Genomic DNA, 15,367 nt, shown 5'->3' on the forward strand with positions numbered 1-15,367 from the left:
CAAAGGAGGGAAGTCAATGCGCGCCAAGGATATAATGACGAAGGACGTGATCACCATTAGCGCCTACGCTCCCATCTACGAGCTGACTAAACTGCTGGCCGAAAACGACATCAGCGGCGTGCCGGTATGCGATGAGAGCGGCAAAGTAATCGGCATGGTCAGCGAGGCCGATCTCATCGCCCTGAAAAACGGCAGCCGCGTCGTGGACATAATGAATCCCGAAGTAATAGCCGTAAGCCAGGAAACTCCGGTAGAGGAAGTAGCCGTCGTCCTGCACACGAAAAAGATAAAGCGCGTGCCCGTCTATGAAAAAGACCAAATGGTGGGCATCATCAGCCGCGCCGACATTGTAGCGGCCATGGCCAGGAAGCATATGGAACGCGTAAAACGATAGGCGTTTTCTTCCAGGCGCCCGGCCACGTAAACGACGTACCGGGCGCAATTTTGTATGGGGATATGGTTGTGTATTTTGGTTTGATAAAAGATGGACTTTATGGTACCATTTACATAGCCCCCGGCAACACTAGCGCCGGTAACGATTGAGAAGACTGTAATTGGTGGGAACCTGATTATGATCAAAATCCCTACCGACCTCATAGCAAAAACTGTTACCCCGGCTCTGGAGGCCAGGGAGGAGATAGCCGGGGCTTACCTTTTCGGTTCCGCCTTGGAGTTATGCCGCCCTGATAGTGATATTGATATCGGGTTGGTCATAGACCCTCTTTACGGACCGCCGGAGGAATACTACGAAAGGATAGCCAATAGTATAGCCAACCGCCTTTCCAGACTTAACGGCCATCCTTTTGATGTTGTGCCTTTAAATATAATGAACAGCATTTTTGCTTTCAAGGTAATAAGAAACGGTCGCTTGATTTATAACGTCCGGCCACTGATAGTTAGCGATTTCATAGAAAAAATAAGCCGCCAGTATGCCGAAAATTACCCACGTTACCGGGAGGCCCTAAAGATAATTGTGGGGGTGTAAATTGTGGCTATAGATAAAGAACGGGTTCTGCAGAAAATCGCCTATATCCGTGAGCAAGTAAGCGCTATCGAAGAGCTGGTAAAAACCTCGAAACGACAAGAGCTTCTAAATGATCCCTGGAAGTTAAGGGGCGTCAAATACGCTTTACAAACAGCTATAATTCGTGCTGAGGGACATAAGGGTTAAAGACATAAAAAGCCGTCCCCTGCCGTCACAGGGGGCTTGCTTTATTTTCTCGGCGCAGGATTATAATATCACCCCCGCGGTCAACGAGTCGGGCAGAGATGGTGCCGCCGCCGGGCTCGATCACCAGGCAGTAACCGTCCCTTTCCCGGCAGATGGTACCGGCGGCGGTGAGTCTTTCCGCAAGCTCCCGGCGGCGCAGGAGGGCCTGTTCCCCTTCGGCCAGGCGCAGGGCAAGGGTATCCATCTTGAGGAGGCAGGGCAGGACCTGGTTGCCGGCAAGGAACAAGCGTGTACGGTAACACCCTTCCCGGTATGCCTCAAAACCCCTCACCTTACCCCCGACCACATAGCCCGTCCCGCCTTCATCCCGGCTGCGGGGGCGGCGCAGGCGCAAAGGTACCAGGACCATTTCCGGTCCCAGGACGACGGGAAAAGCATGACTTCTGCCCTGGGACCAGGCGGTCTGCTCCTGACGCCAGGAAACACCGAGGTGCGCTGCCAGGGACTTTAGAACCGTCTTCGTCCGGCGGCGGTCTAAAATTTTTGTCCCATCGTCCAGCCAGACCTCAGTGTAGTTGCCGCAGTCGTCACCCGTGCCGTAGATGGGTACGAGGCAAATTACTTTTTCCCACAGGCCTTCCTTTAACCAGGATATTATCAAGAATGCCACCTCCTACCTGGTCTCCATTATATAAAACAAATGTTCGAAGATCAAGGCGGTTTTCAATCACGATTCGCGATAAGAGCTTCACTCCGGTCCCGCCCTGTTTAAGGTTTGCACCAGGGCCTGGATGGCCGCCGTGAGATCATCGAGTTTTTTCTCGACGCGTACCAGTAAATATATCCATCTGATAATTATTTTGGAAAGGCTATAGGATAGATTGACTAAGAAAACGAGAGAAATACAAAGGGAAAAACACTACAGACAATTAAATTGTACCTTAACGGTTATAAAAAACTCCTATGGATAATTTTTTACGGTTTAATATTAAAAACATGCTTTGTTTCCGATTAGAACAAAAGATGATTAGAAACAGACGCTGTTATTTATGGATTCCTACTATGAACAGATGCCTATGGATATCCCACTTATACTTTCGCCAGCAAATTAATGGGAAATATTGGATTTGTAAAATACTAAGGGATAGGTATATCCATATCTCTTTTATCCTTTTTTTCTGCCCCCCGGCGCGTCGTTGCCGGGCCGTTTTTTATTGCGCTTTCTGGCGGTAGAAAAATAGTGATGGGATGTCATTCTATAAAAGGAAAATATAGACTTATGGCGAATAATGACATAAAAAACAGTATAAGGGAAACAGAACCGAAAGGCGTGGAGATTATGTCATGTATTTCATCTCCTGAATACCGCATTATATCCTTCTAAAACCGCATTTTGCCCTATTTCGGGAGGAAAGAGAAGCCGGTCCAAGAATATTTTAGGAGGTAAAAAATGGATAAGATGCCATTAATAAATTTGGCCTTACAGTCATTCCCGGAAAGTATCCTGTTATTGCTTTTTGGCTCAGGCCTATTTAAACGTTGTCCCAGCATTTACAGACTACTAATTGGGGCGGCCCTTTCCTCCATAATTTCCTATTTTATCAGGAGATTGCCTTTTCCTTATGGCGTTCATGCCTTGATAGGGGTTGCCGTTTTAACTCTAATATTTTGGCTAATATTCAATTTGGATTTCAATCAAAGTTTGGTAGCATCGCTGGCAACCCTGGCCACCCTTGGCGCTATTGAAATAATTTTACTGCCTGTGGAAAGTCATTTGTTGGGCTTAAACCGGTTTAGCGAGGCATGGCCTGATCCCAAACTGCGCCTGCTTATGGCCGTACCGGAATTGATAATTCTATCATTAATAACATATTCACTATATAGGGCTAACCGCTGTTTTAAAGGAGATTTGTGAATGGCTACCGCAAATCATAGTTACTGGTTAATCGCGGCCTTGCTAGGTCAGTCCTTTCTAATAAACATTGCTGTCCAGAACCTGCAGCTTTCCCAATATGCCTTCTATAAACCGATAGTCATAGGAGCGAACCTTGTTAGCCTGTCATTTTATCTTATGATTCTCTTATTGATTAAAAAAATATTGGAACTAAGGCGGCAACAGCAACTCCTGGAGCAAAAAGAAACGGAGCTGGACAGCGTTCAGAGCCTCCTGCGCACCGTACGCGCCCAAAGGCACGATATCATTAACCATCTTGATACTGTCTATGCCCTGCTTTCCTTGGGAAAAGAAGTCCTGGCCCGGGAGTACGCCTCGCATTTAGTGCAAATTGCTGGCAATACCAGCCACCTGATATGGTTGGAGCAACCCGTGATTGCCGCCTTCTTACAAAATAAACTCAATCAGGCTATAGCCAAGGAAATAACTATGTATATTGACGTAAGTACGGATTTAAAGGATTTGGCTGTAAAGCCGTATGCTCTTGTTACCATACTGGGGAACCTCCTGGAAAACGCCATGGAGGCGGTAGAGACCTTACCGCCCGGGCAACGCCAGATAGAATTGGAAATATCCAGGGCCAACCTGTATTATCTATTTACCGTCAGCAATTCCGGCCCTCCCTTAGACTCCGCAATTAAAGATGTTATCTTCCAGCCGGGCGTCTCTACCAAAGGGCCCGACCGGGGTCTGGGCCTGGCTACGGTAAAGGAAGTGGTCGAGAATCACGGGGGGACAATTGAAGTCGAGGCTGATCCGGTTACTTTCCGAATTAAGTTTCCTGCAACAATTCAGCAAGGATGAGGTGAATTATATGCTAACAGCTATAATTGCCGATGATAACGTGGCGGAAAGAACTTATTTTTGCGGATTACTCCGAGAAACGCAAAAAGTAAAGGTAGTAGGCGAAGCCGCTGATGGCCTGGCAGCCCTGGATTTAGCCTCCCATCTGCGGCCGGACATTGCCTTTTTAGATATCCAAATGCCCGGGCCGAATGGTCTTGAAGTAGCCAGGGAAATTATGACAACCGTTCCCCTGACTTTAATCGTCTTTTTTACGGCTCATTCTGGGTATGCCGCCAATGCCTTTGAAATAAACAGCGTCGATTATCTTCTCAAACCCTTTGACGCCTTCCGCGTAAGGAAGGCCCTGGCTAGAATTGAAGAAAAGTTGGCCCTCAGGCAAGTTAATAAAAGAAGTCAAAAGTTAAACAAACTGGCTTTAAAAAGCAGGGGAGAAATGATCCTTATCGACCTCAACGAAATAGTGTTTATCGAAAAGAGCGGCAAGAACACAACAATAGTTCATACTGTCAAAAGGGACTTTACCACGAGTCAAACCATTGGAGAACTGGAGCAGCAACTGGAGGGAAATGACTGCTTTCAGAGGGTTCATAAATCATACCTGATAAATTTAAATATGGTGGAAAGGATCAGCCCTTTTGCCGATAACTCCTTTGTGGTCAGGTTTGCCGGATACAAAAAGGATGCCCTCATTAGCAGGAACAATATTGAATTGGTCAAAAAGCATCTTAATCTTGCTTAGAATTTATTCCAGCAAAGGACTGATTGAATGCTTCATAACCTATCGCTGCGCCTGGCAAAGTCTTTGGCCTTTAACGGCGGCCTTGATCCCTCCCGGATACCTGTTATTACTTATGGACTGGAAATAATCCTGGGAATTGTAGTTAAAACATTTTGTTTTTTAGCCATTCCCTCTGTACTGGGCGTTTTGCCCCAAACCCTGGCAGCCTTCACGGCTTCAGCCCTTTTCCGCCTCCCGGCCGGGGGCGCCCATTGTACGGGCTTCGCTCGTTGTTTATTTGGAAGCATTGTTGCTTTTACAGCAATTGGGATCCTTGCCAGGTTTATCGGGGGGTTGGGCGATTGGACATTGACACTATTTTATATTGTCCTCGGCCTGGCCATCCTGTTAACTCTATCCCAGGTTCCCGTAGATAATCCCTCCAGACCGGTTAAAAAACCGGAAGAAAGGTCACATATGCAGAAATGGGCTTTAGGAGTTTTGTTTTCGTACGTTTTGATGGTAAACGTCTTGCCACTTACGAACGACTTGATTTTCGCGGCTTCCTTAGGGTTATTGCTGCAGCTATTCACGCTACTGCCGGCAGGTTATAAGTTGATGCACCATTACGACATGTTGTTAGTAAAAGTTACCAGCTTTATTACTAAAGGGGGGAGGTGATCCGGATGAAGAGGCGCTTTTTATTTGCCCTGGTGGCTAACTTAGCGGTATTTGTCGCCCTGTTGGGTGTCCGGCCGACCAGCTGGCTGGCCTGGTACCAACCGGAAGCTCCTAGAGAATTTTTGAAGTAAATTACTAAAGGGGCCAGGAATAAAACCTGAGTCCCTTTAAAATTAGTCAAATACATTTACCGGCACCCCTGATTTCGTCTGGCAAAAACCGCATTATATCCACCAAAAACCGCATTGTATCCCAGAAAAAGATCGGATTGGGTATAATGGTGATAAAATGGAAGCAAGAAATGAAAAGGAGGGGTAATTTCATGGAGTATGTTACATAGACTGATGCATAAGTGCAAAACAGACAAGTGATATATATGGTAGTTAATCGAAAGTAAGTCTTTGTTTGGGGTAAATAATGAAAATGGACTTTTTAAAGAAAAAATCAGGAGGGATTTTTATGAAAAATTGTTTAAAAAAAGGGCTACCCATATTTTTGGTTATTATTCTTATAATGATGCTTTTTAGTAATTTAGCATTTGCAGCATATAAAACAAGTGAAGATCAAAAAACCACAATTATTATAAATAGCGACAAAGTACCATACACGGTTACAATAACTAACGGGGCACGTGAAGAATGGACCCAATATGATCGGTTTGATAATAGAATATACTATCATATAAGTGATGGTTTTGTTGTAGCGGGATTAAGTTTTCCTTTTGATATTTATGCGGATACTTCCACTTATATAAAATCTAATGGAGTTACCATGGGTACCATAGCAATGTATGAATGGGAACCACGTGATGTTTTAAAACCTCGTTGGGATTATCTATATTATGGTGGTGAAGTTTATAAAGATTTCTTTTTACCGATTGAAGGTTCTGTAATAGATGCAAGTGTATTTTATGGCTTTCAGGCTTTTGACGACGCTGGTTTACTGGGCGGCTGTCAGGACTATAACAATTTTAATTTATGGTAATATAATATAAAATATATGGGGGGTTCTAACTATGAAACTTGGAAAGTGGATTGCTTTGTTGGCATTAGTTTTAATATCAACATTTTCTATTATGACTACAATACATGCAGAAGAAGATGCTAAAATAAAAAGGGCTGAAGATATGGCTTTAGCTGATAAGGACGTAGAAAAAGCAGACAAAGTAGTAGCGTACGTAAATAATATCCCTATTACATCCGGAGAATATTTATCTTGTTATGCAAGTGCTCAATATAGTAACACTTTATTGCAGCAAGACGCTAATAAATTGGGGCCTCAAGGTAAGAAGATAGCAGAAAACGCAAGTAAATTATTTGCTAAATATCCACCTGAAACCAGAGCTTTAGCCCAAGTATTGGCAGATACCGCTATATATAGCGAAGCAATAAAAAAAGGTTTATTGAAAAGCGATCAAGAGGTAACAGAATATATACAATCTGTACGGAAAATGGAGGATTCATCTCCTGAATTAAAAAAAATTGTTCAAGTACTTGGTGAGGAACGTTATTGGAATGATTTATTGCCCAGATTAGTAAAAAAGAATTTGACTATAGGGGCCCTAAAAACTCAAATTATATTTGAGCAAAAAGATTGGACGCAATATAAATACGAGTTGGTAAAAAATGCTGAATTAAAAATTGTTGACACCAACTTAATAACCTCATCAAAAGAAGAGGTTTTGAAATACCTGCAAGAGAAGGAAGAAATATTTAATAGTCTTTTTTAGATACAAGGTCGATAAGGGATAACTGGCTTAACATATAAGGATCTGAGACAAAGATAAGTAAGGATGACCAAACCTCCACTTTCAGGAACACCAGAGATGCGGCAGGATTTTCTAGCAGCCGTTTAAAGTCTGGATAGCAAGAACAAGGAAAAATAAACAGAAAACAGCCCCTGGAATCACAGGGAGCTCGAACTAACTTCCCGACGCAGGATTATAATATCGCCACCGCGGTCGATGAGCCGGGCAGGGACGGTTTTGCCACCGGGCTCGATCACCAGGCAGTAACCGTCCCTTTCCCGGCAGATGGTACCGGCGGCGGTGAGTCTTTCCGCAAGCTCCCGGCGGCGCAGGAGGGCCTGTTCCCCTTCGGCCAGGCGCAGGGCCAGGGTATCCATCTTGAGGAGGCAGGGCAGGACCTGGTTGCCAGCAAGGAACAAGCGTGTACGGTAACACCCTTCCCGGTATGCCTCAAAACCCCTTACCTTACCCCCGACCACATAGCCCGTCCCGCCTTCATCCCGGCTGCGGGGGCGGCGCAGGCGCAAAGGTACCAGGACCATTTCCGGTCCCAGGACGACGGGAAAAGCATGACTTCTGCCCTGGGACCAGGCGGTCTGCTCCTGACGCCAGGAAACACCGAGGTGCGCTGCCAGGGACTTTAGAACCGTCTTCGTCCGGCGGCGGTCTAAAATTTTTGTCCCATCGTCCAGCCAGACCTCAGTGTAGTTGCCGCAGTCGTCACCCGTGCCGTAGACCGGCACCAAGCAGTTGAGCCTCTGCCACAAGCCCTCTTTAATCCAGTTGATTGCCAATAATGCCACCTCCTACCTGGTCTCCATTATATAAAACAAATGTTCGAAGATCAAGGCGGTTTTCAATCACGATTCGCGATAAGGACCTCACTCCGGTCCCGCCCTGTTTAAGGTTTGCACCAGGGCCTGGATGGCCGCCGTGAGATCATCGAGTTTTTTCTCGACGCGGACCAGTAAATATATCCTTCTGATATTATTTTGGAAAGGCTACAGGGTAGATTGATTAAGAAAACGAGAGGAATACAAAGGAAAAAATACTGCAGACATTTTATTTGTATCTTAACGATTATATGAACTCCTGTAGCTAATTTTTATGGTTTGATATGACAAACATGCTCGGTTTCCGGTTGAAACAAAGAGATGATCAGAACCAGGCATCGTTATTCTAGGATACCTATCACGAACAAATGACTATGGATATCCCACTTATACTTTTGACAGCAACTTGAGGGGATATATTGGGTTCATGTGAACTCTAACAGTAGAAAAATTCATATTGAGATGGTAAATCCTAAGGGATAGGTCTAACCATATCCCTTTTAGCTTTTTTTCTACCGCCCGGCGCGTTGTTGCCAGGCGGTTTTTTATTACCTTCCTGGCGATATGAACTAGCTGCGGAATCCCTATCTATGACAGGGAAATTTAGGTTTATGGCGAATAATGACATAAAAAACAGTATAGGGAAAACCGGTCAGAACGCGCTTTTTATTGACTACATAGCCTATATCCCTTTGTAGTATATGCAGGTGCGGTTGGTCTAAAAGTTCCGCCTGCCTCTTTACTGAGATTTCGGGGTGATGACGCTCCACCATTTCACGTCTTTTGACGGCGCTCGTTGAGTTCGGCAGATTTTTTTCAACCAATTGACCTCTATGGTCAACTGGCCTATTTGCTTGATCAGTTCCTCCTTCTCGGCTTCATACTGCTTTCTCATCTTTTCCAGTTCGCTGGCGCCGCGGGTGAAAAGGGAAGGGAGGTTCTCTATGGCCTCAGCCTTCCATCGGTGTAGTTGGGCGGGGTGGACTTCGTATTGAGCAGCGATCTCGGCTACTGTCTTCTCCCCACGGAGCATTTCCAACACGATGTTTGCATAAAGTTATAATTTTATTCACTTTTCCATGTTACCATTATAGCTTAATTTTTACTTTTTGTGTCTTAACCTATGGGTCCATTATAGGCGTCCGACCGACCAGTTGGCTGGCCTGGTACCAGCCAGAAGCTCCACGAGAAATTTCGTCTTGCAAAACCGCATTTTATCCCAATATTTCCTCATTATATCCCACAAATGGATCCGATTAGGAAAAGTGGTGGTAAAATAGAGGTAGCAAGAATAGGGAGGGGGAGATACCGTTGGATTAATTTAGAAGAATTATCACTAGCGTTGCATAAAAATTTTTAGCACAGTGCAAGGCAATATATGGAAGGCAGAATATGTTATATAATAACATTAATGGTGTATACAACCATGCATTTTCTTCCTTCACTGGCCAAAGGACTTAGGTTATCAGGGGTAGTCCTTATCCACATATTGCCATATAAAGTTGCTTAAAGAACTAAGGGGTCATAAGTTACGTCGTTTAAATAATCAGCTTCGCCAGCTAAAACTTGCTTTACTAAATCCTGATAGATGCCTTCATAGTCTATCTTGTGCCGCCCATAAGACCTTCGTTTGGGTTTACGGTGCAGGCTTTGGACGAAGAAGGTAAAGGGCTCATATAGACAGGTGCGGATTAAACGTTTAATAGTGAGAAATGGTCCTTGATAGCCGGCCTTTAATTGCAGCATAACCATCAGGCAGTAGGTTATTAGCGCTATGAAGAGCTGGTTTTCTACAGCCTGTTCGCTTTTACCATAAAAATGTTTCACCTGCAGGTGTTGTTTCATCCATTTGAAGAAGAGTTCTATCTGCCAGCGCTTACGATAAATCTCGCTTAATTCTTCCGCCGGTAACTCGAAATCATTGGTGACTATAATTACCGGTTGCCCTTGGGTATCTTCGGTTGTTATCAGCCGTAAAGGGTGCTTCATTTTGGTAACTCCATCTTTGCCAAGGTAAACAAGCTGTTCCTTTTTAACCTTGCTGTCAGGGTTTACCGGCAACTCGGCGATTATTTCTACCAGAGCATTACCCTTTAAGCGGCTGGCAAAGCGGACGCCTTCTTCACAGTATCTGTCAAACTTCTTGTAATCGACATAGCCGCGGTCAAAGACGTTTAAGGCTTCTTCTTCCTCTACTACGAGGGTATCCATCTGGGTTTTATCTGCCTTCCGGGCCGGGGTGACAATTGCTTTATCAGGTAGAACCTCTTCTTCACAGAACTTTAAGCGCAGGTGGAGTTTTATCCCGCTTTTAGTCCTGCGAAACTCGGCCCAGAGGTACTGGGTAAAACAGAGACTAATGATAGTGGAATCGATGAGGTAAATACGTCCTGCGGTATTTCTTAAGTTTTCAAAGCCGATTTCCCGGCCTATCCGGGTGGTGAGATGGCTGAATAATAGCCGGATGAATTGCGGCGATAAATCCCTTAAACGGCGCGCTATCTGGGAGAAACTGATACTCTCTAAATTGATAACCCGGCTAAATTGCGGGTCATTGAAGCTATTGCTGATATCCCGCAAGCCATTAAGTTGTTCCAGCTGAGCGAAGGCTATTAGTTTAATGAGTTGAAGGGAATTTAGCTTCTTAGCGTACTTATCGACCCCCATACCGGCGGTTAACTGCCAAAAATAGTCGTTAGAAACTGGAGCAAACAGTTGATGAAATGTGGATAATGTGGTATCCTTACCTTGCATTTGGGCCTCCTTATGTTAGAGGTTGGGGCAAGGACTACCCTCAATCTCTAGTATAAGGAGTTTTTTCTTGCAAGGCTAGGTTATTTCAGGAATTTGGCTGTTTTTTGGGCGTTATTTCCCTTGACAAGTTTATTTTTTCTTTATGCAACGCTAGTGAAGAATTATATAAAATGTAACCCCGGTGAAGGCAGAAAGTGGATGAACTAACAGCAAAAATGGTAAAAAAGCAAAAGGAGGGGGACAATGGATCGATGAAGTAGTTCTGATTGTGCATTATATGATAACCATAAAAACGTTCAGGAAGCTTGCCAAGGGAATTGGTCTTTTTGGAGGAGAAGAGAAAACACAAGGAATTAATCAGAGAAGCCCTAAGGAGCCTAATAGATAAGCATACGAAGAGAACTTTAACTACTGTTGCGTTCGCGCAGCAAAGTGAAGTTGCTGTAATAACAAAAAATAATGTTAAAGACATGTTAGAAAAGGCTAATAAAGGCGATCAAGCTGCCATTAAAGCACTTTCCAAATTCTCAATTTTTGACCCTAAGAAAGTTGCAGAAAAAGTTAATGGTGTACGAGTATACGCTGGCCAAACCAAAACCATTGATTTCGGAGACGGAAGTGCCATTACATTAGACTATCAGATAACTTCCGGTGGAACTCAAATCCCGGCCTATTATACATGGGAAGGCGATTACGTACATGCTATAGCAATGCATAAGTGGTTTCTTTTGGGAGTAGAAGTTGGAAGATACGAGTTACATTTCATTTATGATCCTAATGGCAACAATCCCATTCTCAAGGAAAAATGGGATATTGGGTCTGCTATTTATGGTAATCAGGTGAATCCGCTTGGAACAGATGTGTTAACCGATGTTGGCCCTTACGCAGTTGGTGTTACTGGTAGGGGTATTTGGTCAACAAATATGGGGGCAAGCCAAACAGTAAAAATAAACGCTTATGGATACTTTGATCCGTCTCTCAATTGGGCTGAAGAATGGATATATTATTAGTTTAACCTAACGGGTGTCTATATGCTAATGCCTCCAGAGGCACCATGGTATGCCGGTTTCTACAACTCCTTCCTTTTGCTAATTCCTATAGTGATTATAATTGTTTTTGGGATCTTATTAACGACGATTATTGTTTTATTGCTTAGATTGAAGAAAATGCAAGAAGAAATAACCATAAAATTGGACAGAATATCTAAAGAGGTTACGAACAGGATTAAGGAGAAATAACCCCTCACACTTAAAAGCAGTAAACCGACTGAACAACTTATGAATCGGGAAAAAATAGAGGGCGCTGTGCGTCTAGCTGACGAACAGCGCCTTGTAAAGGGAAAATTTTGTACTAAAGTGCGATTTCGTGAAAATTTAGCGGAGGGACTTTATGTGGTCTCTCCATTATAAGGAGGTATTTTTATTCGGCTAAGATTGAGGTAATGCTTTTAAAAGCATATTAAGTTTAGTTATATTGTTCTATCGAAGCCAAAATCTCTACGGAAGCTTACTGTTCTATCATGATTTTCATCATTACTTTCTTAATTCCATTATACCACCATTATTCCCAATTCGATTCTTCCGTGGGATATAATGTAGGTTTCGGCAGATAAAATGCGGCTTTTGCCAGAAGAAAACCGGCAACGTGTGAAGATAGGGTGATACCTTTTATACAGAAAAAGGGGAAAAGCATTTCAGGCATAAGTAAAAATGCCAGGTAAAACATATTCTTTATTGCTGCCGCCCGGTGCGTTGCTGCCGGGCTGGTCAAACTTTTACAGAAAATTATTCCCGGCTAAATGTTTTTCAGGTTGAACTTAAAGCAGGTCATTACTATCGAGCTTATTTAATAACTCAAGGTTATACTGTTATAAATGGTGTATTTAACTCTTATGAGCTTTCTACTAATAAATATAGTGATTGGTATCGCATACGGATAGACTTTTAATGTTTAGCTTAAAAAATTAACTTATGAAGGAGGGGGTATTTATCCCCCTAATTTTTTAAAGAAAACATATTAGATCTATTACCAAACTGGAAGGAACATGTAATCGGAAGAGCGAATCATGATGAGGATGGATAATTAGAGATAGACGATGGGCAAAAATGATGAGCGAGAAGTCCAATGAAGCAAGCTGTTCTACTATTCAACCTGGAAGAAGGGGTTACCTCTAACCACTTTTTAAGAGCAGTTAACAAAGGACCTCAGCTTCATCTATGAACTTACTCATTCGTTCTATAGCTGCACGAAGGCTTAGAGTGTCAACGCTTGGAAATTTCCAAGAACTAATGTAAAAATTTAAGATATAAGAGGTGAATTTAGTGGATATTTTTAGCATGCCACTTGTGTTTATAGGGATTTTAATCTGCCATAAATATAAATACAATAACCTTTATCGTTATGCCACAAGGTTTTTTATTTTACTTGCCGTTTCGCAAATATTTATTTTAGCTCCAAGTCTCCTATATTCAACTAAGCTTTCACTGAAAACCACTTTATTTATTATAAATGCTTTTCGTTACTCAGGCTATATTTTAATTATTATTGCCTATATAATGCTTGTTCTGAGTTTCTGGTGCTATAAAAACAATAGAGGCGATAAATCATGACATTATTAGTATATATTATAATCTCTATTATAGCCATTACAGGAATGTATGTTTGCTATGCACAGATTAAAAAGGACTTGATTTTTTGTTATGGAATATGGTTTTTTGCTCTGGTTGTATTTTATTACCTTATTAAGATAACTATACACTTTATCCCATTAAATTTATTTCTTAGAGGGGTAGGCATGTCTTATACTAATATTGGTATGGTGATATCAGGGATTCAAATTTTTAATAGCTTAATCTTATTTACAGCCTTTATAATCCTTATTGTTGGTTTTTCTCGATGTAAAAACTCCCTGTAGTGAACTCCCCCTAACCCGGGGTTAGGGTAGTATCCTGCATAGCAGCCTGGAGGAGGGTATATGTTCTGATAGCCTGATGGCTGCTCCGGAAAAGCATTTCAAGCATAAGTTAAATGTTAGTTAAAACACGTTCTTTATTGCTACCGCCCGGCGCGTTGTTGCCAGGCGGTTTTTTATTACCTTCCTGGCGATATAGAACTAGCTGCGGAATGCCTATCTATGACAGGAAAATTTAGGTTTATGGCGAATAATGACATTAAATACAGTATAGGGAAAACCGATCCGAAAGGGTGGGATACAAAGCCATGCATTTCATCCGCCGAATACCGCATTATATCCTTCTAAAACCGCATTTTGCCCTAATTCGGGAGGAAAGAGAAGCCGGGTGAATTATATGCTAACAGCTATAATTGCCGATGATAACGTGGCGGAAAGAACTTATTTTTGCGGATTACTCCGAGAAACGCAAAAAGTAAAGGTAGTAGGCGAAGCCGCTGATGGCCTGGCAGCCCTGGATTTAGCCTCCCATCTGCGGCCGGACATTGCCTTTTTAGATATCCAAATGCCCGGGCCGAATGGTCTTGAAGTAGCCAGGGAAATTATGACAACCGTTCCCCTGACTTTAATCGTCTTTTTTACGGCTCATTCTGGGTATGCCGCCAATGCCTTTGAAATAAACAGCGTCGATTATCTTCTCAAACCCTTTGACGCCTTCCGCGTAAGGAAGGCCCTGGCTAGAATTGAAGAAAAGTTGGCCCTCAGGCAAGTTAATAAAAGAAGTCAAAAGTTAAACAAACTGGCTTTAAAAAGCAGGGGAGAAATGATCCTTATCGACCTCAACGAAATAGTGTTTATCGAAAAGAGCGGCAAGAACACAACAATAGTTCATACTGTCAAAAGGGACTTTACCACGAGTCAAACCATTGGAGAACTGGAGCAGCAACTGGAGGGAAATGACTGCTTTCAGAGGGTTCATAAATCATACCTGATAAATTTAAATATGGTGGAAAGGATCAGCCCTTTTGCCGATAACTCCTTTGTGGTCAGGTTTGCCGGATACAAAAAGGATGCCCTCATTAGCAGGAACAATATTGAATTGGTCAAAAAGCATCTTAATCTTGCTTAGAATTTATTCCAGCAAAGGACTGATTGAATGCTTCATAACCTATCGCTGCGCCTGGCAAAGTCTTTGGCCTTTAACGGCGGCCTTGATCCCTCCCGGATACCTGTTATTACTTATGGACTGGAAATAATCCTGGGAATTGTAGTTAAAACATTTTGTTTTTTAGCCATTCCCTCTGTACTGGGCGTTTTGCCCCAAACCCTGGCAGCCTTCACGGCTTCAGCCCTTTTCCGCCTCCCGGCCGGGGGCGCCCATTGTACGGGCTTCGCTCGTTGTTTATTTGGAAGCATTGTTGCTTTTACAGGGATTGGGATCCTTGCCAGTTTTATCGGAGGATTGAGCAACTGGACATTGACACTATTTTATATTGTCCTCGGCCTGGCCATCCTGTTAACCCTATCCCGGGTTCCCGTAGATAATCCCTCCAGACCGGTTAAAAAACCGGAAGAAAGGGTACGCATGCAGAAATGGGCTTTAGGAATTCTGTTTACCTATTTTATGTTGGTAAACATACTGCCTCTTACGAGCGATTTAATTTTCGCGGCTTCCTTAGGGTTATTGCTGCAGCTATTCACGCTACTGCCGGCAGGTTATAAGTTGATGCACCATTACGACATGTTGTTAATAAAAGTTACCAGCTCTATTACTAAAGGGGGGAGGTGATC

At 43.2% G+C, this 15,367-nt stretch carries 19 protein-coding genes and 1 pseudogene; 14 read left to right on the forward strand and 6 right to left on the reverse strand.

The features are described from left to right. The first annotated feature begins 16 nt into the window (after window positions 1-16). The 3 genes from MHFGQ_RS03355 (at window position 17) to MHFGQ_RS03365 (ending at window position 1,171) form a co-directional block, all read left to right on the forward strand. Complete coding sequence (locus MHFGQ_RS03355; RefSeq protein ID WP_106004396.1) at window positions 17-394, forward strand: CBS domain-containing protein; 378 nt, start codon at window positions 17-19, stop codon at window positions 392-394. A gap of 177 nt (window positions 395-571) precedes the next feature. Next, window positions 572-985 carry a nucleotidyltransferase domain-containing protein gene (locus MHFGQ_RS03360; protein WP_106004395.1) on the forward strand — a complete coding sequence of 138 codons (414 nt, stop codon included), beginning with the start codon at window positions 572-574 and terminating at the stop codon, window positions 983-985. A gap of 3 nt (window positions 986-988) precedes the next feature. Beyond that, window positions 989-1,171 carry a hypothetical protein gene (locus tag MHFGQ_RS03365; RefSeq protein WP_106004394.1) on the forward strand — a complete coding sequence of 61 codons (183 nt, stop codon included), beginning with the start codon at window positions 989-991 and terminating at the stop codon, window positions 1,169-1,171. A gap of 25 nt (window positions 1,172-1,196) precedes the next feature. Here MHFGQ_RS03365 and MHFGQ_RS03370 read toward each other — a convergent pair whose 3' ends face one another. Beyond that, window positions 1,197-1,832, reverse strand: coding sequence for a hypothetical protein (locus MHFGQ_RS03370; RefSeq protein ID WP_106004393.1), 636 nt, complete (start codon window positions 1,830-1,832; stop codon window positions 1,197-1,199). 87 nt (window positions 1,833-1,919) lie between these two features. Then, complete coding sequence (locus tag MHFGQ_RS13915) at window positions 1,920-2,075, reverse strand: YvrJ family protein (protein ID WP_146127119.1); 156 nt, start codon at window positions 2,073-2,075, stop codon at window positions 1,920-1,922. A 546-nt stretch (window positions 2,076-2,621) separates the two neighbouring features. On the opposite strand from MHFGQ_RS13915, the gene MHFGQ_RS03375 reads away from it, so the two are divergent. From MHFGQ_RS03375 to MHFGQ_RS03405, 7 genes are all read left to right on the forward strand, one after another. Beyond that, on the forward strand, window positions 2,622-3,086 hold the full coding sequence (locus MHFGQ_RS03375; RefSeq protein ID WP_106004392.1) for a hypothetical protein: 465 nt from the start codon (window positions 2,622-2,624) through the stop codon (window positions 3,084-3,086). After that, entirely contained in the window at window positions 3,087-3,929 is an 843-nt protein-coding gene (locus tag MHFGQ_RS03380) for a sensor histidine kinase (RefSeq protein WP_106004391.1), read from the forward strand. Window positions 3,930-3,939: 10 nt separating this feature from the next. Then, a complete protein-coding gene (locus tag MHFGQ_RS03385; RefSeq protein ID WP_106005228.1) occupies window positions 3,940-4,671 on the forward strand; it encodes a LytR/AlgR family response regulator transcription factor in 732 nt (243 codons plus the stop codon). Between the two features lie 27 nt (window positions 4,672-4,698). Continuing rightward, window positions 4,699-5,331: an accessory gene regulator ArgB-like protein gene (locus tag MHFGQ_RS03390; RefSeq protein WP_343105522.1), complete on the forward strand. Its 633-nt coding sequence runs from the start codon at window positions 4,699-4,701 to the stop codon at window positions 5,329-5,331. Window positions 5,332-5,336: 5 nt separating this feature from the next. Further along, the gene (locus tag MHFGQ_RS03395; protein WP_106005604.1) at window positions 5,337-5,462 is read left to right on the forward strand and encodes a cyclic lactone autoinducer peptide; all 126 of its coding nucleotides are present in this window, start codon (window positions 5,337-5,339) and stop codon (window positions 5,460-5,462) included. A 286-nt stretch (window positions 5,463-5,748) separates the two neighbouring features. Next, a complete protein-coding gene (locus MHFGQ_RS03400) occupies window positions 5,749-6,315 on the forward strand; it encodes a hypothetical protein (RefSeq protein ID WP_106005603.1) in 567 nt (188 codons plus the stop codon). A 31-nt stretch (window positions 6,316-6,346) separates the two neighbouring features. Beyond that, window positions 6,347-7,060: a hypothetical protein gene (locus tag MHFGQ_RS03405; RefSeq protein ID WP_170066295.1), complete on the forward strand. Its 714-nt coding sequence runs from the start codon at window positions 6,347-6,349 to the stop codon at window positions 7,058-7,060. A 176-nt stretch (window positions 7,061-7,236) separates the two neighbouring features. Here the strand turns inward: MHFGQ_RS03405 and MHFGQ_RS03410 are convergent, their stop codons facing one another. The 4 genes and pseudogenes from MHFGQ_RS03410 to MHFGQ_RS03420 form a co-directional block, all read right to left on the reverse strand. Further along, complete coding sequence (locus MHFGQ_RS03410) at window positions 7,237-7,872, reverse strand: hypothetical protein (RefSeq protein WP_106005602.1); 636 nt, start codon at window positions 7,870-7,872, stop codon at window positions 7,237-7,239. Between the two features lie 87 nt (window positions 7,873-7,959). After that, window positions 7,960-8,064 carry a YvrJ family protein gene (locus tag MHFGQ_RS13920; protein WP_106005605.1) on the reverse strand — a complete coding sequence of 35 codons (105 nt, stop codon included), beginning with the start codon at window positions 8,062-8,064 and terminating at the stop codon, window positions 7,960-7,962. A 768-nt stretch (window positions 8,065-8,832) separates the two neighbouring features. Next, a pseudogene (locus tag MHFGQ_RS13925) lies at window positions 8,833-8,944 on the reverse strand (IS3 family transposase); the annotation flags it as partial. A 473-nt stretch (window positions 8,945-9,417) separates the two neighbouring features. Then, window positions 9,418-10,665: an IS4 family transposase gene (locus MHFGQ_RS03420; protein WP_343105523.1), complete on the reverse strand. Its 1,248-nt coding sequence runs from the start codon at window positions 10,663-10,665 to the stop codon at window positions 9,418-9,420. A gap of 326 nt (window positions 10,666-10,991) precedes the next feature. Between MHFGQ_RS03420 and MHFGQ_RS03425 the strand changes: the two genes are divergently transcribed. From MHFGQ_RS03425 to MHFGQ_RS03440, 4 genes are all read left to right on the forward strand, one after another. Beyond that, on the forward strand, window positions 10,992-11,675 hold the full coding sequence (locus MHFGQ_RS03425; protein ID WP_146127180.1) for a hypothetical protein: 684 nt from the start codon (window positions 10,992-10,994) through the stop codon (window positions 11,673-11,675). A 1,311-nt stretch (window positions 11,676-12,986) separates the two neighbouring features. Next, window positions 12,987-13,274 carry a hypothetical protein gene (locus tag MHFGQ_RS03430; protein WP_170066411.1) on the forward strand — a complete coding sequence of 96 codons (288 nt, stop codon included), beginning with the start codon at window positions 12,987-12,989 and terminating at the stop codon, window positions 13,272-13,274. A gap of 699 nt (window positions 13,275-13,973) precedes the next feature. After that, window positions 13,974-14,705: a LytR/AlgR family response regulator transcription factor gene (locus MHFGQ_RS03435; protein WP_106005228.1), complete on the forward strand. Its 732-nt coding sequence runs from the start codon at window positions 13,974-13,976 to the stop codon at window positions 14,703-14,705. 27 nt (window positions 14,706-14,732) lie between these two features. Further along, a complete protein-coding gene (locus tag MHFGQ_RS03440; RefSeq protein ID WP_343105524.1) occupies window positions 14,733-15,365 on the forward strand; it encodes an accessory gene regulator ArgB-like protein in 633 nt (210 codons plus the stop codon). Window positions 15,366-15,367: the final 2 nt, after the last annotated feature.

The organism is Moorella humiferrea (genome assembly GCF_039233145.1).
Lineage (GTDB): Bacteria > Bacillota > DSM-521 > Neomoorellales > Neomoorellaceae > Neomoorella > Neomoorella humiferrea.